The organism is Weissella oryzae SG25 (genome assembly GCF_000691805.2).
In the GTDB taxonomy this organism is placed as follows: Bacteria; Bacillota; Bacilli; order Lactobacillales; family Lactobacillaceae; genus Weissella; species Weissella oryzae.
Genome location: NZ_DF820489.1, coordinates 105,989 through 124,562, shown reverse-complemented (window position 1 = coordinate 124,562; position 18,574 = coordinate 105,989). Strand labels below are relative to the sequence as shown.

18 protein-coding genes are annotated in these 18,574 nt (G+C 40.6%); 17 read left to right on the top strand and 1 reads right to left on the bottom strand.

Annotation, left to right across the window (positions count from 1 at the left end):
* Positions 1-148 precede the first annotated feature (148 nt).
* From TT13_RS11285 to gndA, 4 genes are all read left to right on the top strand, one after another.
* Positions 149-376: a hypothetical protein gene (locus TT13_RS11285; RefSeq protein ID WP_027699046.1), complete on the top strand. Its 228-nt coding sequence runs from the start codon at positions 149-151 to the stop codon at positions 374-376.
* A 2-nt stretch (positions 377-378) separates the two neighbouring features.
* Positions 379-612, top strand: coding sequence for a hypothetical protein (locus TT13_RS05385; protein ID WP_045476709.1), 234 nt, complete (start codon positions 379-381; stop codon positions 610-612).
* Between the two features lie 234 nt (positions 613-846).
* A complete protein-coding gene (locus TT13_RS05380) occupies positions 847-1,500 on the top strand; it encodes a hypothetical protein (protein WP_045476706.1) in 654 nt (217 codons plus the stop codon).
* 91 nt (positions 1,501-1,591) lie between these two features.
* Positions 1,592-3,025: an NADP-dependent phosphogluconate dehydrogenase gene (gene gndA, locus TT13_RS05375; RefSeq protein WP_027699045.1), complete on the top strand. Its 1,434-nt coding sequence runs from the start codon at positions 1,592-1,594 to the stop codon at positions 3,023-3,025.
* Positions 3,026-3,112: 87 nt separating this feature from the next.
* Here gndA and TT13_RS05370 read toward each other — a convergent pair whose 3' ends face one another.
* Positions 3,113-3,955, bottom strand: coding sequence for a MurR/RpiR family transcriptional regulator (locus TT13_RS05370; protein WP_027699044.1), 843 nt, complete (start codon positions 3,953-3,955; stop codon positions 3,113-3,115).
* A gap of 181 nt (positions 3,956-4,136) precedes the next feature.
* Between TT13_RS05370 and gnd the strand changes: the two genes are divergently transcribed.
* From gnd to TT13_RS05305, 13 genes are all read left to right on the top strand, one after another.
* Positions 4,137-5,042: a phosphogluconate dehydrogenase (NAD(+)-dependent, decarboxylating) gene (gnd, locus tag TT13_RS05365; protein WP_027699043.1), complete on the top strand. Its 906-nt coding sequence runs from the start codon at positions 4,137-4,139 to the stop codon at positions 5,040-5,042.
* Positions 5,043-5,248: 206 nt separating this feature from the next.
* The gene (locus tag TT13_RS05360) at positions 5,249-5,929 is read left to right on the top strand and encodes an FGGY family carbohydrate kinase (protein ID WP_052348545.1); all 681 of its coding nucleotides are present in this window, start codon (positions 5,249-5,251) and stop codon (positions 5,927-5,929) included.
* Positions 5,930-6,322: 393 nt separating this feature from the next.
* On the top strand, positions 6,323-6,973 hold the full coding sequence (locus TT13_RS05355; RefSeq protein ID WP_027699042.1) for a phosphatase PAP2 family protein: 651 nt from the start codon (positions 6,323-6,325) through the stop codon (positions 6,971-6,973).
* Between the two features lie 137 nt (positions 6,974-7,110).
* Complete coding sequence (locus TT13_RS05350; RefSeq protein WP_027699041.1) at positions 7,111-8,025, top strand: TSUP family transporter; 915 nt, start codon at positions 7,111-7,113, stop codon at positions 8,023-8,025.
* A 302-nt stretch (positions 8,026-8,327) separates the two neighbouring features.
* A complete protein-coding gene (gene tyrS / locus TT13_RS05345) occupies positions 8,328-9,590 on the top strand; it encodes a tyrosine--tRNA ligase (RefSeq protein WP_027699040.1) in 1,263 nt (420 codons plus the stop codon).
* 259 nt (positions 9,591-9,849) lie between these two features.
* Positions 9,850-10,869 (top strand): putrescine carbamoyltransferase, encoded by a 1,020-nt coding sequence (gene ptcA, locus TT13_RS05340; RefSeq protein WP_027699039.1) that lies wholly within the window; start codon positions 9,850-9,852, stop codon positions 10,867-10,869.
* Between the two features lie 29 nt (positions 10,870-10,898).
* Complete coding sequence (locus TT13_RS05335) at positions 10,899-12,251, top strand: APC family permease (RefSeq protein WP_027699038.1); 1,353 nt, start codon at positions 10,899-10,901, stop codon at positions 12,249-12,251.
* A 10-nt stretch (positions 12,252-12,261) separates the two neighbouring features.
* A complete protein-coding gene (gene aguA / locus TT13_RS05330) occupies positions 12,262-13,356 on the top strand; it encodes an agmatine deiminase (RefSeq protein WP_027699037.1) in 1,095 nt (364 codons plus the stop codon).
* An 83-nt stretch (positions 13,357-13,439) separates the two neighbouring features.
* A complete protein-coding gene (aguA, locus tag TT13_RS05325) occupies positions 13,440-14,525 on the top strand; it encodes an agmatine deiminase (RefSeq protein WP_027699036.1) in 1,086 nt (361 codons plus the stop codon).
* A gap of 16 nt (positions 14,526-14,541) precedes the next feature.
* Positions 14,542-15,327: a MurR/RpiR family transcriptional regulator gene (locus TT13_RS05320; protein WP_027699035.1), complete on the top strand. Its 786-nt coding sequence runs from the start codon at positions 14,542-14,544 to the stop codon at positions 15,325-15,327.
* Positions 15,328-15,634: 307 nt separating this feature from the next.
* Positions 15,635-16,123, top strand: coding sequence for a GAF domain-containing protein (locus TT13_RS05315; RefSeq protein ID WP_045476701.1), 489 nt, complete (start codon positions 15,635-15,637; stop codon positions 16,121-16,123).
* A 9-nt stretch (positions 16,124-16,132) separates the two neighbouring features.
* Positions 16,133-17,479: a dihydrolipoyl dehydrogenase family protein gene (locus TT13_RS05310; protein ID WP_052348544.1), complete on the top strand. Its 1,347-nt coding sequence runs from the start codon at positions 16,133-16,135 to the stop codon at positions 17,477-17,479.
* A gap of 109 nt (positions 17,480-17,588) precedes the next feature.
* Positions 17,589-18,545, top strand: a complete 957-nt coding sequence (locus TT13_RS05305) for an aldo/keto reductase (protein WP_045476698.1) — start codon at positions 17,589-17,591, stop codon at positions 18,543-18,545.
* Positions 18,546-18,574: the final 29 nt, after the last annotated feature.

Sequence of the window (18,574 nt, the reverse complement as noted above, 5' to 3'; positions counted from 1 at the left end):
TAAGCGCAGAAGCTAAGATAACTATCGCATTCGGAATTATCCAAGTCCTCGAATGGTTAGTAGACAAGCATTGGCATTAGAAAGCTTTTGAACCAGATTTAGGCGACTGAGAGCGCCTTGTTTGGTGTACTCATATCATAACATATAGATGAATAAAATTATTGATTGGATAATTGCTAGTTTATTTATTTTGGGACTGGTTATGACATTGTTTAGAATTAATAACCCATGGTTCATGATTGTTGTAGACATTGCTGGAATCACATGGTCTGTTATAAGATATAGACAAAGTCACAGAGGGATATTAATTGCTTTGGGAGTAGTTTTACTTATACAGTTAGTATTCCAAATTATCACAATATTAGAGGCGGTTTAATTATGGCTGACGGAGAAAAGAAATCTGTTGGTCGCCCTAGAAAGTATACTGATGGGACGACCAACGCACAGAATGAAGCAAATAAGCGGTATCGTGAAAAAAACAGAGAACGTACTAGACGGACTAATTATAAAAGTCACGGCAAAACGTTCATTTCTGAATATGCTACTGTTGAGGAATTAGCTGAAATTATTGAACAAGCTGAAAAACGGTTAGATGATTTAAATGAAAAATAAAAGCCACTCAGAAGAGCGGCTGAAAAACTTGCTACAAATTTGCTGCAAATTTGCTACAAAGGACTTTTAAATCGCATATATATAGGTAAGAAAAATCCTATAGTCGGCATCAAAAAAGTCCTTGAACCGTAATGGTCAAGGACTTTTATTTTGCAATTTTTTGTTTACAAGTAATTAACATCGTTATAATGGTAGTACATTTATAAAGTGAAAAGGTAGATAGGAACTAAAATTATGGTTAAGCAGGGCAATTTTGCTGGAAGTAGTAAATTAAAAAAAATCAGCCAGTTTCATCAAAAGGCGGGTAAACAAGTTAATGGTCAGCTAACCCTTGATAAGTTGGCGGATTTTATGCAAGTTCGCTATTATTTAACGCAAGGAAATCGGCAACCGGCAGTTGTTCAAACAACTATGCAGCGTTGGCTAGCAGTCTGGCTAGATCAAGGAACTGGTAACCTTTGGGATGGAAATCAAAATAACTTGCAGGCCCTTAGTGCAATTGCTAACCAAGTCCCTTGGCAGTTTTTTTTACTGGTTGATCGTAACCATAGTGCTTTTGAAAAATTTCTTAAAAAAGAACTACCGTTAGTTCCGCTTACTACTAGAATTAAATTAGTGACAGCTAACCAAGCTAATTGGGTTGATGCTTTGGCTAAACAGCTTAGTTTAAATTGGTTTTTAAGTTCTTTTGCGAGTGATGCAAAGCGTCTAGCACAGATTACAACCGATCAAGTTGAGCAGTTGGCTCGTAGTTTTAAAAAAGCTGGGACAATCAATTGGGATAATGTGGCAGTGGTTTACCAAACGGTACCACAAGTGAGTTCTTTGGATGAAGTGCCAGAGAACGCCCTTTGGTTGGCACAGCTGACAAATATCAGTTTGAACTAATTGGGTTGCTAGCTAAGTGAAGCATGAAGTCATTAATCATGTTTTTCAAAGGAGTGTATAATTAAAATATAAGAGGATGGAGGTTAATATTATGACAGATGCTTCGGCAGATTTTGGTGTTGTTGGATTAGCAGTTATGGGTCGAAATTTGGCACTTAACGTAGAATCACGTGGTTATAAGGTAGCGGTTTATAATCGTTCTGAAGGACGAACAAAGGATTTGATTGAGAAACATGCTGACAAGCAGTTTGTACCAAGCTATACGGTTGAGGAATTTGTAGCAAGTATTAAAAAGCCTCGTCGAATCATGCTAATGGTTAAGGCCGGTGCTGGAACTGATGCAGTTATTGAGGAATTATTGCCCTTCCTAGAAAAAGGCGACATTCTAATCGATGGTGGTAATACTTTCTATGAGGATACTGTACGCCGTTCAAAGTATTTAGCTGATTCAGGCATCAACTTTATTGGTATGGGTGTGTCTGGTGGCGAATTGGGTGCCTTGGAAGGCCCTTCTTTGATGCCAGGTGGACAAAAGGCCGCTTATGACCTAGTTGAGCCAATCTTAAAGCAAATTGCAGCTAAGGCACCAGAAGATGGTAAGCCAACAGTTACTTATATTGGCCCAGATGGAGCCGGACATTATGTGAAGATGGTTCACAATGGAATTGAGTATGGTGATATGCAGTTAATTGCTGAGTCATATGATATTTTGAAGCGTGTTTTGGGCTTAGATGCGGAGCAATTAGCAGCTACCTTTGCTGATTGGAATAAAGGTGAGTTGAATTCGTACCTAATTGAAATCACTGCTGATATTTTGACACGTAAGGATGATCACGGGTCAAATAAGCCAATCGTTGACATGATTTTGGATCGAGCTGGTAACAAGGGAACTGGTAAGTGGTCTTCTCAATCAGCCTTAAATGTTGGTGCACCACAGTCATTGATTACAGAATCTGTTTATGCACGTTATATTTCAGCCATGAAGGATGATCGTTTGGCAGCTAGTCAAGTTTTGAGTGGCCCAGACTTTAACTTTACTGGAGATTCTGCTCAGACCATTGAAGATATTCGTAAGGCCCTTTATTTTGGTAAGGTGATGTCGTATGCCCAAGGATTCGATCAATTGCGGATGGCTTCTGATGAATATGACTGGAATTTGCCATTTGGTGAGCTAGCTCAACTATGGCGTGCCGGCGCAATCATCCGAGCTCAATTCTTGCAACGGATTACCGATGCTTACAATGAAGACACTGATTTGCATAATTTGCTTTTGAACAGCTACTTTAGCAATATTGCAATGGAGTATCAAGCAGCAGCTCGTCGAGTTGTTGCCTTGGGTGTTGCGGCTGGTATACCAACACCATCATTGTCAGCGGCAATTGCTTACTATGACTCATACCGCTCAGAAGTATTGCCTGCTAACTTGATTCAAGCACAACGTGACTACTTCGGTGCACACACTTATGAGCGTGTTGATGCACCACGTGGTGAGGCCTTCCATTATACTTGGTATACTGAGGCTTAATGCGATAATTTAAAGTTATGGTATTAGTTAATAAATTAATGTAAAAGAAAGCCACCCTAAGGTTACAACTTTAGGGTGGCTTTTTAGTTATTCACGGGTGCGCTCGATTGCGGTCCGCATTTCATCAACGACATTTTGCGTTTTCTCACCCATCTGTACTCCAACAAGGGTGAAGAGACTATCAATGATGGTCATTTGAGCAATTAAGGATGACATTGATTCACTCCGAATATTGACTTCCTCAGCGGCAGAAGGTAAAACAACATCAGCAATCTTGGCTAATTCAGACTGTAGATAGGCTGTAATCGCAATGATTTTGACATGATTATTTTTCAACTGCCGTGCAATTGTGAGGGTATCATGATTACGGCCTGAGTGGGAAATTACAATTGCGACATCATCAGAGCGCATACGCACTGCCTGCATGAGCTGAACATCATAATCGGGGTGTTGTTCAACAACAAGGGGAGTTCGTAAGAATTTATGGTAACCATTAAAGGCGACCAGAGCTGAACCACCAATACCAAAAAGAGCAACCCGATGAGCATTGATAAGCCAATTAGTGGCAAGTTCAAAATCGCTAGCTTTGAGTAAGGATTCAGTTGCAGTTAAAGCGTTTTGCGCGCCACTAAAAACCTTTTTAACCATGGCCGCAGTATCATCATCTTTATTAATCTCACCAAAAAAGGTTACATCACTAGGATTGTTAATCACTAAGCTTAGTGAAAATTCACGAAAAGATGTGTAACCAATTCGTTTTACAAAACGAGAAACTGTTGCTGTTGAAAGGCCAATTGCATCAGCCATTTCCTGGATGGTGTGACCGCGGGCTTCAGTTGGATACTTTAAAATGTATGCGGCAATTTTATCATCAGATCCGCTAAGCTGTTCTTTCATGGAACGGATACGGTTAAATCCAGATTGTGGCATGAGTCAATTACTCCTTATTGGCAAGTTCTTAATTACTAATATATAATGATTACCGAAAAATGCAATCAAAGCTAATTAAACCCTGTGAAAATATTTTACAGCATTAGGGCTTGCAAATGAAAAATATTTGCATTATACTAATCTTGGCTAAAAAAAGATAATAAAAAAAGAGGTATAAACCATGAAGTTTGCAATGATCGGCCTTGGTAAGATGGGTCTTAACTTAGTAAAGAATGCCACTGACAATGGTCACGAAGTTGTTGCTTTTGATTTGAACAAGGACTTTGTCAAAGAAGCTGGTGAGTATTCAGATAAGGTTTCAACTGCTACTGATATTGATGATATGTTGGCTCAATTGCCATCACCTAAGGTAGTTTGGGTAATGGTACCAGCTGGTGTCCCAACTAACTCAACAATTGATAACTTAATTGAAAAGATGACTGCTGGTGATATTATCATCGATGGTGGAAATTCAAACTTCAAGGATAACCTTGAGCAAAACAAGCGGACAACTGCTGCTGGTATCAAATTCTTTGATGCTGGTACTTCAGGTGGATGGTCAGGTGCCCGTAACGGTGGAAACTTCATGATTGGTGGAGATGATGCTGAAGCTTGGAAGATTATCGAACCATTGTTTGCATCAATCGCCCAAGAAGGTGGTTACTTGTACACTGGTCGCTTGGGTTCAGGTCACTACTTGAAGATGGTTCACAACGGTATCGAGTATGGAATGATGCAAGCAATTGGTGAAGGTTTCGAAATTTTGGAAGCCTCACAATTCGATTATGATTTCGAAAAGGTTGCTTCTTTGTGGAACCACGGTTCAGTTGTACGTTCATGGTTGATGGAATTGGCTGAGGAACAATTTGCCAAGGATCCTAACTTGGAAGAAATCACTGGTCGTGTAGTTGCTACTGGTGAAGGAAAGTGGACTGTAGAACAAGCTTTGGACCTACAAGTACCAGCTCCTGTAATTGCAATGTCATTGATGATGCGTAACCGTTCATTGCAAGCAGATACCTTTACTGGTAAGGTTGTTTCAGCACTACGTAATGGCTTTGGTGGCCACGCAATGCAAAAGAAGTAATCTATAAATATAGTATTAAGCCATAATTGACATCGTGAAAGAGTGTTGTATTTTGGTTTGAATTATAAAGGCTACCTAGTCCTCGGATTAGGTGGCCTTTTTGCTCGCTATAAGGTAAAAATAATTCATTAAAATTAAGTGAAGCTACTTTTCTACTAAGTCCCTATGCTAAAATGAAAGACAGAACAATGAGTGAGGGTTAGGTCATGAATTACAAACTGAATTTTGAAGTTACAAATACGGTCTATCAAGCAACTTTGTCAGATGAACAACAAAGGATTAAAGAATGGACAGTTAGCTTAGTAACTAACAATACTGCAGAAATCTTTGCTCGTTTAATTGAAGAACTTGTAGTAGTTAAACAAGAACATCTTTTACCTGATGATCAAATTGATTCGGTTGAATTTCATTTGTTTAAACATTGGTTAGCGCTGAATCAACAGGATGCTTTGTTAGCAACGAACTTCTATGGTAAGCCAGTAGCTACAAAATATTTATCAGCTTTAAAGATGAACGGTATTGGGGGGCAACTAGAGCGTAAGGATGGAATTGAATTTGACGACTTAACGCCTTTGATTTTGACCTTACAATATAAGAACGAACAGCCAGCATTATATGCACAAACAACACAATATGTAAGTTTAGCTGGTTATTTTGCGCTAAAATTATTGAAACAAACCGTGATTAGTCGGGATGAAGCCAAGTGGACAGGTTTTTACAATCAGGCAACTGGCACTTGGGATCGGCAAGCTCTGGCTGTCTCAGGTTTGCAAGCAGAACAGTTGCCAATGATTACTGATGCTCCTCTAATCGGCAGTGTGGATACTGATTTTGCTAAAGAATATGGACTTAACCCAGCAATGGAAATTAAAGTCATCCTTAATTAATTTATGGTACAATAAATCTGATTGTTGGGGATGCAGTTAGTCAAGGAGTGGTGTCCTAGGATTGCCTTTATGGAGGGTGCAATGCCCTGCTGTCCAACAATCGCGAGTTAGTTTTTATGATTAACTCGCTTGGAGGAAAAAGCTAGGAGCCAAGTGGCTTTTAGTGAATATATCAGGAATTGGATGGTCCTGATATATGGGATGATTGGTTAGGGTGGTGCCTAACTAATTTATGGTGAAAAATTGCTGTGCACTTGGTGGAGTACGGTAATACAAAAGGCCTACGCTCATTTAGTGAGACAGGCCTTTTTTTAACTTATTCAGCAAAAATTCATGTAAAACCTATAATAACTGGCTAGAATTAAAATATATAAAGAGATTAGAGGGCTTAAAATGAAACGACAAGGGTTTTATATAGTTGGTAGCCTAATGCTAGGTTTATTTCTGATTTTAGCAGTATTAGTTAAATTGAATTATACGCATGGACCAATTCCCGGCATTGATCCGGGAATTCAAAAGTTTGCGGCTGCTTTGCAAAATCAAGCTTGGTTAGTTAGTATCGCAACCATAATCGCTAAGTTTTTAGGTGATGCAGGCGGCTTAATTGTTGGTGTGTTAATCATTGGCGGTTTATATTTTGGCTTTAAGCAGCGAGCAGCTGCCATCTGGCTGGCTATTAATATCTTCATTGCGGTTGTAGGTAATACCCTTATTAAGTTGATTGTTGGCCGGATCCGACCAGAAACTTATCGGCTAGCAAGCTTTGCACATGAGCCGGGGAATAGTTTTGCCAGCGGTCATTCAGTTTTTGCAACTGTTTTGTTCTTAGCCTTGTTAATGATTGCTTGGCCTTATTTAAAGACCAGTACACAGCGTGTATTAGCCAGTGGCTTAACAGCGGGTCTAATTTTGCTAACGATGTTTTCACGGGTCTTATTGGGTGTCCATTACCCAAGCGATACGATTGGGGGCTTTATCTTAGCAGTGGGCGTACTTATGCTAACTTATCCAACTTTTATTCGCTATCAGGCGCGCTTAAAATAAATGCTTTATAGCAAGTTCAACTGTTATTGCGGTTGAACTTTTTTATTTAATTTTACAAGAAAGCTAGCGTGAGCTAAGGTTTTTTGGTAGACTTACTAGTCATAATGAAAATAATTTAAATAGATGAGGATGATTCTATGACGGAACGATTAGTTTTGAATGGTTTACAAATAATTTTAATAATAGCCATCATTGGGATGCTAGCTTTGTATATTCGCGAGATTCGTAAGGCCAAAGTTAGCACCACTACTCGTTTCGTCCCGGGATTCTTGATTGGGTTAATTACAGATTTTGGTGACACACTTGGAATTGGTTCTTTTGCAACAACAACGGCGCTCTTTAAAGTGTCACATTTTTTAGATGATGATCGTAAATTGCCAGGTACGATGAATGCCGCCCATGCGATTCCGGTCTTTGTGGAGGCACTACTTTTTCTGACCGCTGTCAAAATTGAATTAACAACGTTGATTCCGATGACTTTAGCCGCAATGACTGGCGCAGCTTTTGGGGCAAGGATTACAGCTAACTGGCCAGTTCGTAAGATGCAGCGCTGGTTGTCGATTGCTCTAACCTTAGCGGCCATTTTCATGTTTCTAAAATTAATTAGCAATCCAGGTCAGGGTGATTCAATGGCCGTACATGGACTGCATGGTTGGTGGTTATTATTAGGGGTAACGGTTAATTTTGGGTTGGGTGTATTAATGACGATTGGTTTGGGAAATTACACGCCTGAATTAATTTTCTTCTCGCTAATGGGGGTTAATCCATTGATCGCCTTTCCAGTTATGATGATGGACGCAGCCATGATTATGATGACCTCAGCCATTAATTTTGTGAAGACTGGTCGGATTGAATGGCGGGGCTTACCTGGTATGGTTATTGGTGGGGTCATTGGGGTAGTGATTGCGGCAAAATTAGTTACCTTTGTGGATGTAACGATTTTATCGTACTTCATTGTCGGCATCGCCTTATTAACAGCTTTTAATCTATTTCGTGATTCACGTAAAGCTGAGCCCAAGGCAGTGATTGAAAAAATTGAGACCATTGACTAGTTAAATGATTTTTTATTATAAATAAAAACTTTCAAACTTGGCGGACTATGGTAAACTTACATTATTAAATACAGTTTTGGATTAGTAGGACTTTGTTTGGACAGGCAGAGAGTTAGCGGTTGTTGTGAGCTAGCCAAAGACAAAGTGTGAATTACAACCAAGTAGCTGACTGTACGTGGGTTTCGCGATAAGAAACGATAAGTGGCTGACTCGCAGAGCGGCAATTTAGGTGGTACCGCGTTGAACGAACGTCCTAATCAGTGATGATTGGGACGTTTTTTATTTTGATGGAGGATTTTAGAATGACTAAAGATATTTTGGCAGAATTGGCCTGGCGTGGTGCGATTAACCAGACGACAGATGCCGATGGACTAAAAGAACAAATGACTAAAGAACAGATTGGTGTTTACGTTGGTATCGACCCAACTGGCGACTCAATGCATATTGGGCATTTAATTCCCTTCATGATTCTTAAGCGTTTCCAATTAGCTGGTCAAAAGCCCGTGATTGTTGTGGGTGGTGGAACTGGTTCAATTGGTGACCCTTCTGGTAAAAAGGATGAGCGTAAACTATTGTCGCGCGAGCAAATCATGGCAAACCAAGAAAAAATTCGCCAACAAATGGTAAAGCTTTTTGGTGAAGATGGTTTTGCGATTGTTAATAACTATGACTGGCTTGGCTCAATGGGCTTGTTAGAGGTCTTGCGTGATTATGGAAAGCTCTTTTCTGTTAATACGATGTTGGCTAAAGATGTCGTTGCTTCACGTTTGGAAGCTGGAATTTCCTTTACAGAGTTTACGTATCAAATTTTGCAGGCGATTGATTTCCATGAACTTTGGCAACGTGAAAATGTCCGGCTACAAGTTGGTGGTTCAGATCAGTGGGGAAATATCACTAGTGGAATCGATTTGATTCATAAATTAGAAGGCGCTGATGCACCAGCCTTTGGTTTGACAGTACCTTTGTTGTTGAAGGCTGACGGAACAAAGTTTGGTAAGACCGAAGGTGGCGCAGTTTGGCTTGATCCAGCAAAGACGACACCATTTGAATTTTATCAATTCTGGTTGAACACAGCTGATAGTGATGTCGAGAAGATGTTGAAATACTTTACCTTCTTATCACAAGACGAAATTGCTGATTTGATGGCTGATTTGGCCGAAAATGCGGCTGAGCGTCGGGCGCAAAAGCGGCTAGCAGAAGAGGTGACTACTTTTGTGCATGGTAAGGCGGCTTTGCAACTAGCACAAACAATTACAAATGTCTTATTCGGTAATGCCGATGTAGCTGAATTAACGACGGCCGAAGTTGCTAGTCTAGCTGGAAATGTACCAACTTTTACCTTAGCAGCAAGTGAGCTTGGCTTACTTGATTTAGTGGTGGCAGCTGGTCTAGAAAGCTCTAAGACACGAGCACGCGAAGCGGTAACTAGTGGCGCAATTCGGGTTAATGGTGAACAAATTAAGGACGAAAGCGCGCAGATTAACCCAGCAGATAAGTTCGATGGTGAATATGTCATTGTAAAGCGTGGAAAAAAGAAGTGGGCAATCGGTGTGATTGCAAAATAGTAAGACAGAGTAATCTGAAAAATGGTGCTGGGATGTTTAGTAATCTCAGCACCATTTTTGATTTAATCAAATAATTATGCATATTATATGAATTAAATGTATAGTAGTTTGGTCGTGGGCGATTAATTTGGCACATGTTTCGTCAAATGTAACAAAGTTCATATCAGTTAACGCTTTTACAACGGCTATGAAAACGCTTTCTAAAAAGTAAAAATTGCTATAACCTGAAAAAGTAATAAATATTCAGGAGGAAATCACCATGACTAAGCGTGATTACATTGATACTAATAATTTTACTCAGGCAGAAATGCAATATATGATTGACCTTGCTTTAAAGCTAAAAGATTCAATCAAGCATGGTTATTATCCACAACTTTTGAAGAACAAGACATTAGGGATGGTTTTTGAACAATCATCAACTCGTACTCGGACATCAGCTGAGGCAGCAATGACAGAATTAGGTGGTCATGCCCAATATCTTGCACCTGGCCAAATTCAATTGGGTGGCCATGAGTCAATCGAAGATACATCTCAAGTTTTGGGACGGATTTTAGACATTGTTGGAGCGCGTGTTGAGCGTCATAAGACGGTCGCGGACGTGGCAAAGTATGCTAAGGTGCCAGTTGTCAACTTTATGAGTGATTACAACCACCCAACTCAAGAATTAGGTGACATTATCACCATGACGGAGCATCTACCTGCTGGTAAGAAGTTGAGCGACGCCAAGGTTGTTTTCGTTGGTGATGCAACTCAAGTCTGCGTTTCCTTGATGTTCATTGCAACTAAGATGGGCATGGATTTTGTGCAATTTGGACCTAAGGGCTTCCAAATTCCAGAAGAGTCACTTGAAATCGGGCGTAAAAACGCTGAGTTATCCGGTGGTAGCGTCTTAGTTACTGAAGATGCTGATGAAGCAATGAAGGATGCTGATTTCATCTATACTGATGTTTGGTATGGTTTGTATGAGGCTGAGCTTTCAGAAGAAGAGCGGATGGGTATTTTCTATCCAAAGTATCAGGTTAATGCAGAGCTTGTTGCTAAAGCCTCAGACCACGTTAAGTTTATGCACTGCTTGCCAGCAACCCGTAATGAAGAAGTTACCGATGAAGTTATTGATTCAGACTATTCAATTGTTTGGGATGAAGCTGAAAACCGTAAGACGGCAATGCGCGCAATCTTTGTTTATCTCTTAAATCCTTTGATGAAAGAAGCCGATGAAGAAACTGCTGCCAAGTATCAAAGTGAAATTGATACAATGTTAGCTAACCAAATCGGCTAAAACTTTTTGGGAGTAGATTGGAGAAAAACATGACAGGCAAGAAAAAGTTTCGCTTGTTCGACGCCGTATTAATGTCAGTTGTTGTCGTCATGGTTGTTGATTCTGTGGCCCCAGCAGCCGCAATCGGTGTCCAACAGTTCTTTTGGTGGATGTTCCTATTGTTGTTGTTCTTTATTCCGTATGGATTAATTTCTGCCGAATTAGGGACAACATACGCCGGTGATGGTGGTTTATATGATTGGGTTAAGCAGGCCTTTGGGTCCCGTTGGGGTGGTCGCTTGGCTTGGAGCTACTGGGTCAACTATCCAATCTGGGTAGCTTCCCTTGCAGTACTATTCGTCCAAGTGGGCGAACAAATTTTTGGTTTACATCTTACAACCCTGGAAAATGTCCTAATTCAACTACTGTTCGTCTGGTTTACCGTTTTGGTTGGTAACCGGCCTGTTTCTGAGAGTAAGTGGATTATGAATCTGGCGGCCTTTAGTAAGATTTTGATGATTGTTGCCTTAGCGGTGCTAGGAATCTATACCGCTATAACTAAGGGGGTTGCTAATAGCTTTGCACCACATAATTTGTTGCCATCAATGAATTTGAGTTCAATGAGTAATTTGTCAGTCATTATCTTTAACTTCTTAGGCTTTGAAGTTGTCGCCACGATGGCAGATGATATGGATGACCCCAAGCGGCAGATACCAAAAGCAATTGTTTATGGTGGTTTGTTAATTACCGTCTTCTATTTAATTGCTTCCTTTGGTATGAGTGTGGCAATTCCAACAGCTAAATTGCAGGCTTCAAGTGGTTTGATTGATAGCTTTATAATGTTAGTTGGTCGGATGAATTGGTTTGTAATTTTGATTGGAATTTTGTTTATGTACGCTTTAGCTTCAGAATTGATCTCTTGGGCTTTGGGGGTCAACTATGTTGCCAATTATGCAGCAAAGGATCATGCACTACCAGCAATCTATGGTCATGAGGACAAAAATGGGATGCCAGTCGGTACGGGGATTTTGAACGGAATTGTCGCAACCGTATTAGTAATTGTGGCACCGTTTATTCCAAATCCTGATATTTTCTGGGCCTTTTTCTCATTGAACGTTATTGCCCTTTTGGTATCATATACGATGATGTTTCCAGCCTTTTGGAAGCTTCGCCAAAGTGATGCCACCACTGAGCGACCTTTTAAAGTACCAGGTGGTAAGGTAATGATTAACTTAATGACTTGGGTGCCAGAAGTACTCTTGATATTTACGATTATCTTAACAGCAGTACCATTCAGCACTGCACCAGCAGAATTATCAACAAAGTTACCAATTTTAGTTGGCGCAATTATCACATTTGGCATTGGTGAAGTTGTTGTTAGAATGGCTGAAAAAAAGAAGTGAGGAAAGAAAAATGAAGACGTTACATTCAACTCCTAAAAAAGATGGTTTTCGGATGCCAGGTGAGTTTGAAGCTCACAAGGGTGTTTACATTTTATGGCCCGAGCGGACTGACAATTGGCGTAATGGAGCCAAGCCTGCCCAAAAAGTTTTTGTAAATGTTGCCAAGGCAATCAGTGAATTTGAACATGTTACGGTTGGCGTTAGCGACGAGCAGTATCAAAATGCACGTAACATGCTTCCAGCTGAGGTTAGTGTCGTTGAAATTTCAAATAATGATTCTTGGGTGCGTGATTCAGGGGCAACATTTGTGAAAAATGATGCGGGTGACTTACGGGCGGTTGATTGGACCTTTAATGCTTGGGGTGGCTTAGTTGACGGACTATACTTCCCTTGGGATAAAGACGATCGAGTTGCTGCAAAGATGAGTGAATTGGAGCAGGTAGACCGTTATCGTTTAGATGATTTTATTCTTGAAGGTGGTTCGATTCATGTTGACGGTGAGGGAACCTTGATTACAACTGAAGAGTGTTTACTATCAGATGGTCGTAATGCTCAGCTTTCTAAGGAACAGATCGAAGAGGTTTTGAAAGAACACCTTAACCTTGAAAAGATTATCTGGTTGAAGCGGGGGATTTACTTGGATGAAACCAATGGGCATGTGGATAATATTGCTAACTTCGTTAAGCCAGGGGTTGTTGCATTAGCCTGGACTGATGATGAGAATGATCCACAATACGAAATTTCACAAGAGAATCTAGAGATTCTTGAGCATGCGACCGATGCTAAGGGACGTAAGATTCAAGTTGAAAAGATCTATCTGCCCAAGCCAGTTTTGATTAACAAAGAAGAGAGTGAGGGTGTTGATGTAATTGAAGGCAGTCAGCCACGAACAGAGGATGAGCGTTTGGCCGCTTCGTACGTTAATTACTACACTGCTAATGGTGGTATTATCTATCCAACCTTTGGCGACCCTATGGATCAAAAGGCTGCAGAAAAGCTACAAACTTTGTATCCAGATCGTAAGATTGTTGGTGTACCGGCGCGTGAAATTCTACTTGGTGGTGGAAATATTCACTGCATTACGCAACAAGTACCACAGAATTAAGTTGTAAAATAATTGGGAGTGCGATCACTAGTTGGTCACCTCCCTTTTGCTGTATAAAAATTAATGTTGAGAGTAGGATAAATATGCAACTTACAGATAAGCCACAAGACGCAGGGTATCGTTTAGTGGCGGAATTTGAACCAACCAAGGAAAGTTACATTGCTTGGCCTGAGCGCCGTGATAATTGGCGGAATGCAGGGAAACCAGCGCAAAAGATGTTCCGCCAACTGGCTGAATTAATTGCTCGTTATCAGCCAGTTACGATGTTAGTTTCACGCGGACAATATCAAAATGCGCAGGCTCAATTAGCCCAAAAGATGCGGGTAGTTGAAATGAGTTTTGATGACATCTGGCTCAAAGATATTGGCCCATTTTACGTTGAAAATAATCAGACTTTATATGGCGTTGATTTTGCTTTTAATGCCTGGGGAGGGCTACTAGATGGCCTTTATTTCCCTTGGGACCAAGATGCTTTAGTTGCTCAAAAGTTGCTTGATTTGCAGCGACTGGATTACCTTAGAAATAAATTTATCCTTGAAGGCTGTGCCATTGTGACTGATGGCGAGGGGACTTTAATTACAACCGAAGAAGTTGTGTTATCTGAAGGACGCAACCTTAATGCCAGCAAAGAACAAGTTGAGGCCCTTTTTGCAAAATACTTTGGCATTAAACGGGTAATTTGGCTACCAGAAGGTTACTTTATGGATGAAACCGGTGGTGATGTTGATAATATGCTTAATTATGTAGCACCGGGGAAAATTGTGCTCACTTGGACCGATGATCCAGCTGACCCACAGTATGCCATTAGTCACCAAGCCTACGAAATTTTAAGGAAGGCTGTAGATGCTAAAGGACGTAAATTAGAAATTCATAAAATGCAAATCCCTAGCCCGCAATACTTAACCGTTGAGGAGGCCAATGGAGTTGATCCAATTAATGGTCGTCTGCCCAGGATTGCAGGTCAACGGCTAACGGCAACCTATGTTAATTACCTGACCTTTACTAAGGTAATTATTATGCCAAGTTTTGATGATCCACAAGATGACATTGCTAAGACACAGCTACAAGCTTTATATCCTGAACGTGAGGTGTTGACGCTACCAGCTCGTGAATTCTTGAGTGGTGGTGGTGGACTGCATACCGTTATAAGCACTGTTCCCGCTTTATAAGGATGGGTAAGATATGATGAATTTTTTTGAGATTGTAACGGACCACCTAAGTTCTTTAACAACTAACGAGCAGGACTTATTTGATTATGTAGTAAAAAATATGAATCTCATTCAGGGGATGACAATTCGTGAGGCATCTACGGCAACCTTTACATCTACGGCAACGTTTTTGCGTTTTGTGAAAAAGATTGGTTTTACCGGCTATAGTGAATTTGTGACGGTAATTAAGTACACAACGCTAAACCAAGAAGATGATGAACATGCAAATTTTGTTGATGAACAGATTGACTATCGCGAAGAGTATCTTAAAAACGTCTATGAGAGTGTCCGGGTGATTCCCATTGAGAAGCTAAAGGAACTAACTGCTAAATTAGCCAAACATCCAGACATTTATCTATTTGCTAAGGGGACAAGTAAACATGCCGCTGAGTATATTAACTATATTTATAGTATGGCGGGATTTAATGTGGTCTTTCCAACGGATTATGACTACCGCACGTTAGCTGCTAAGCAGGTGCGGACAGATTCCCTAGTTTTTATTTTGACTTACGATGGTAACGACTCTGAATGGTTGCAAATGCTTAATAAATTTGACCAAGCATTAATCAAACCAACAATTGTTTCGATTACCGAAGCAAATAAAAATGTCTTACAGAGTTTGAGTACTTATAATTTTTATATCTTTACAGATTCGCTGAGTTTAAACGAACACAATATCTCATCACGAATTTCTAGCATTGCCTTATTAGAGTTATTGCTATATCAATATATTGAGAATTTTGAGCAAGCAAAGCAAAAATAAACTGTGTTCGTTTAATATGATTTGTGGATTATTAGAAGCTAGACAAGACGTTTGACATAAATAATTGGGAGCGTTACCATGAAAATTATATTAGAGTTTAGGCTTGAGCTTAGATTGTCAGCGCTTATTACTAATATAGCTTAATTTTTACTAGCTTCACTTACGGTCAATTGGCAACACCCAATAAGTGACTTGATTTAACATAATCAAGCTAGCAGGAAAATTGGATGACCCAGTTAATTAACAACCACTAGTTCGAAGTTTTTTGGACTAGTGGTTTTTGTTTACAAAGATGAGGAGAATGCAGATGGATGTGGATGAAACGCAAGCAGAGGTTGGGTTGCCATTGTTGAGTCAACTGTTATTAGAATGGATTCGCGGTGAAGAAAGTGAAGGCATGGCGCAAGCTAATTATGCGAATGCAGCGGCGATTATTGCCGAGAATTTGACAGCAATTAACTGGGCGGGCTTCTATTTTTATGACGCTAAATTAGACGAGTTAATCTTGGGGCCTTTTGTTGGTAAGGCGGCCACGGTACGGATAAAAAATGGTAATGGGGTCGTTGGGACAGCTTTCAAAAAGGGTACGACTATTCGGGTTGCAGACGTACATGAGTTTGTTGGTCACATTGCTTGTGATTCGGATTCTAACGCCGAAATTGTGTTGCCTTTGGTTACCGCAACCGGGGCCAAAATAGGTGTATTGGACATTGATTCAACGATGCTTAATCGGTTTAGTGAGCAAGATGAGCAAGATTTAACGAACTTTGCCCAAGTATTGCTCAGGTATGTTTAGGGGGAATGTATGATGGAGAGTCTGAAATTTGATGTCGCTGTAATTGGTGCTGGACCAACGGGTTTGGCAGCTGCAAACGGTTTAAAAGCTGCTGGGAAAAAGGTTGTGGTGATTGAACAGTATCTTTGGGGTGGTACTTGTCCTAACTACGGTTGTGATCCAAAGAAGCTATTATTGGCTGGTGTCGAGGCTAGAGAGGCAGCCTTAGCATTTCAAGATGATGGGTTGCAAGCAACGGTTGAAATTGACTGGCCTAAATTGATGGAACGAAAAAATCGCTATACACAGACTGTACCTACCAGGACGGTGGCTTCTTTAGATGCAAGCGGTATTGCACATTTATATGGGAAAGCTGAATTTATTGATGCAAAGCAATTAAAAGTAACCGATGGCGATACTGAAACACTTGTACAGGCAAGTGATTATGTTTTGGCAGTTGGTCAACGCCCCAATGCAATGACGATACCAGGAGCAGAGCTAACGATTGATTCAGAACGCTTCCTTTCTTTGGCCGAAATGCCTGATGAGATGGTAATTATTGGGGGTGGTTACATTGCCTTAGAGTTTGCTTCAATTGCCGCCGCCGCTGGTAGCAAGGTCCATGTCTTGGTTCGTGGTTCACAAGTATTGAAAGGCTTCGATGCTGATTTTGCAGAAGAGTTAGTTGAACAATTAAGTGATCGCGGCGTACATTTTTACTTTGATACAGAGGCCACAGCAATCACTAAGGCTGGTACAAACTTAAAGGTGGAATTGAGCTTTGGTACTGTCTTAGAGGTTGGAGTTGTTGTGCGTGCAGTTGGTCGGCAGGCTAATAGTGATCGCTTGGCGCTTGAAAAGGCGGGTGTGGACTACAATCAACATGGGGTCAATGTTAATGAATACTTGCAGACTACTAATTCGCATATTTTTGCGGCCGGGGATGTTGCTAACACGCCAGTCGCTCGTCTGACTAGTACCGGTGGGTTTGAAGGCCGTTATGTGGCACAATTTATTAATGGGCAGACCAAAGCAGCAATTGCATACCCACCAGTTCCAATAACGGTTTTTGGTACACCAAAAATTGCGGCCGTTGGTATTCCAGCTGATCAAGCAGAAGCCAAAGGTTATACAGTAAAGAATTTTGATATGACTAACTGGTATAGTTATTACCGCTTAGCTGAGCGTAAAGTCTTGGCAAAAGTTGTTTTAAATGCAGCCGGTGAAATTGTTGGTGCGACTGTGTTAGGTAGTCATGCTGATGAATTAGTTAATTACTTTATTGATTTAATTAACCGACATGAAAGTGATGTGACAATTCAAAAGCATCTCTATATATACCCATCACTAGCATCTGATTTAGGATATTTGCTGTAATTCTTAATAGCAAATTTATTTTAAGCTTGAACAATCTTTTTGCCCTTACTTTTACATAGGCGTAAAATTGATAGTGTAATGAATGTGATTAACGGATGGAGGAATCATAATGGTAAAGCATGTTGAACTTGGTAAGACAGGGTTACAAGTACCAGATGTTGCCTTGGGTGTGATGCGCATTGCGGATAAGACCGCGGCGGAAGCTGATGCAGTCATTCAAACTGCGTTAGATCATCAGATTAATTTTTTTGATACGGCTGATATTTATGCAGGTGGTAGGTCATCAACGACCCTTGGTGATAGTTTGGCGCGTTTAAACGTTAAGCGTGAAGATATCATCTTGCAGAGTAAGGGTGGCATCATTATTGAAAAAGGCCAGATTAATGGCGATGGTCTTAAGGGGCCAAGGTATGATTTTTCAAAGGAACACCTGATTGCAGCCGCTGAAATCGAGCTAAAGCGTTTGCGAACGGATTATCTGGATGTTTTCCTTTTGCACCGTCCAGACACATTGTTAGATCCAGAAGGAGTGGCGGAGGCTTTTGCCAGCTTAAAAGCAGCTGGTAAGGTTCGCCACTTTGGAGTATCAAATATGAATCCTTGGCAAGTTGAACTAGTGCAATCAGCAATTGATGAGCCACTAGTGGCTAACCAACTACAGTTTGGTATTATGCACACGGGCATGATTGATAGTGAATTCCACGTTAATATGTCAGATGAGCGTTCAATTGACCATGATGGTGGTATCCTAGCGTACTCACGGTTAAAGAAGATGACGATTCAAGCTTGGTCACCATTCCAATATGGTTTCTTTGAGGGACCATTTATTGATAATCCTAAGTTTGCAACGTTGAATGATAAACTTGCTGAGCTAGCAGATAAGTATGGTGTAAGTAAGAATGCAATTGCAGTTGCCTTTATTACTTACCACCCAGCAAAGATGCAAGCAATTTTGGGCTCAATGAATCCAGAACGTTTGGCTGAGATGATGGCGGCAGACCAAGTTAGCTTAACTAATCAAGAGTGGTATGACATTTATTTTGCAGCAGGCAATGATTTGCCATAAGCGGCAGGATATTACTAGTAGCAAGTAAC

Excerpts from the sequence above, each read along its gene's own strand:
- TT13_RS05310 (WP_052348544.1), top strand. The coding sequence starts at position 16,133 with ATGATGGAGAGTCTGAAATTTGATGTCGCTGTAATTGGTGCTGGACCA.
- TT13_RS05305 (WP_045476698.1), top strand. The coding sequence starts at position 17,589 with ATGGTAAAGCATGTTGAACTTGGTAAGACAGGGTTACAAGTACCAGAT.
- aguA (WP_027699037.1), top strand. The coding sequence starts at position 12,262 with ATGAAGACGTTACATTCAACTCCTAAAAAAGATGGTTTTCGGATGCCA.
- TT13_RS05350 (WP_027699041.1), top strand. The coding sequence starts at position 7,111 with ATGACGGAACGATTAGTTTTGAATGGTTTACAAATAATTTTAATAATA.
- TT13_RS05380 (WP_045476706.1), top strand. The coding sequence starts at position 847 with ATGGTTAAGCAGGGCAATTTTGCTGGAAGTAGTAAATTAAAAAAAATC.
- TT13_RS05385 (WP_045476709.1), top strand. The coding sequence starts at position 379 with ATGGCTGACGGAGAAAAGAAATCTGTTGGTCGCCCTAGAAAGTATACT.
- gnd (WP_027699043.1), top strand. The coding sequence starts at position 4,137 with ATGAAGTTTGCAATGATCGGCCTTGGTAAGATGGGTCTTAACTTAGTA.
- ptcA (WP_027699039.1), top strand. The coding sequence starts at position 9,850 with ATGACTAAGCGTGATTACATTGATACTAATAATTTTACTCAGGCAGAA.
- aguA (WP_027699036.1), top strand. The coding sequence starts at position 13,440 with ATGCAACTTACAGATAAGCCACAAGACGCAGGGTATCGTTTAGTGGCG.
- TT13_RS05360 (WP_052348545.1), top strand. The coding sequence starts at position 5,249 with ATGAATTACAAACTGAATTTTGAAGTTACAAATACGGTCTATCAAGCA.
- TT13_RS11285 (WP_027699046.1), top strand. The coding sequence starts at position 149 with ATGAATAAAATTATTGATTGGATAATTGCTAGTTTATTTATTTTGGGA.
- tyrS (WP_027699040.1), top strand. The coding sequence starts at position 8,328 with ATGACTAAAGATATTTTGGCAGAATTGGCCTGGCGTGGTGCGATTAAC.
- gndA (WP_027699045.1), top strand. The coding sequence starts at position 1,592 with ATGACAGATGCTTCGGCAGATTTTGGTGTTGTTGGATTAGCAGTTATG.
- TT13_RS05370 (WP_027699044.1), bottom strand. The coding sequence starts at position 3,955 with ATGCCACAATCTGGATTTAACCGTATCCGTTCCATGAAAGAACAGCTT.
- TT13_RS05315 (WP_045476701.1), top strand. The coding sequence starts at position 15,635 with ATGGATGTGGATGAAACGCAAGCAGAGGTTGGGTTGCCATTGTTGAGT.
- TT13_RS05320 (WP_027699035.1), top strand. The coding sequence starts at position 14,542 with ATGAATTTTTTTGAGATTGTAACGGACCACCTAAGTTCTTTAACAACT.
- TT13_RS05335 (WP_027699038.1), top strand. The coding sequence starts at position 10,899 with ATGACAGGCAAGAAAAAGTTTCGCTTGTTCGACGCCGTATTAATGTCA.
- TT13_RS05355 (WP_027699042.1), top strand. The coding sequence starts at position 6,323 with ATGAAACGACAAGGGTTTTATATAGTTGGTAGCCTAATGCTAGGTTTA.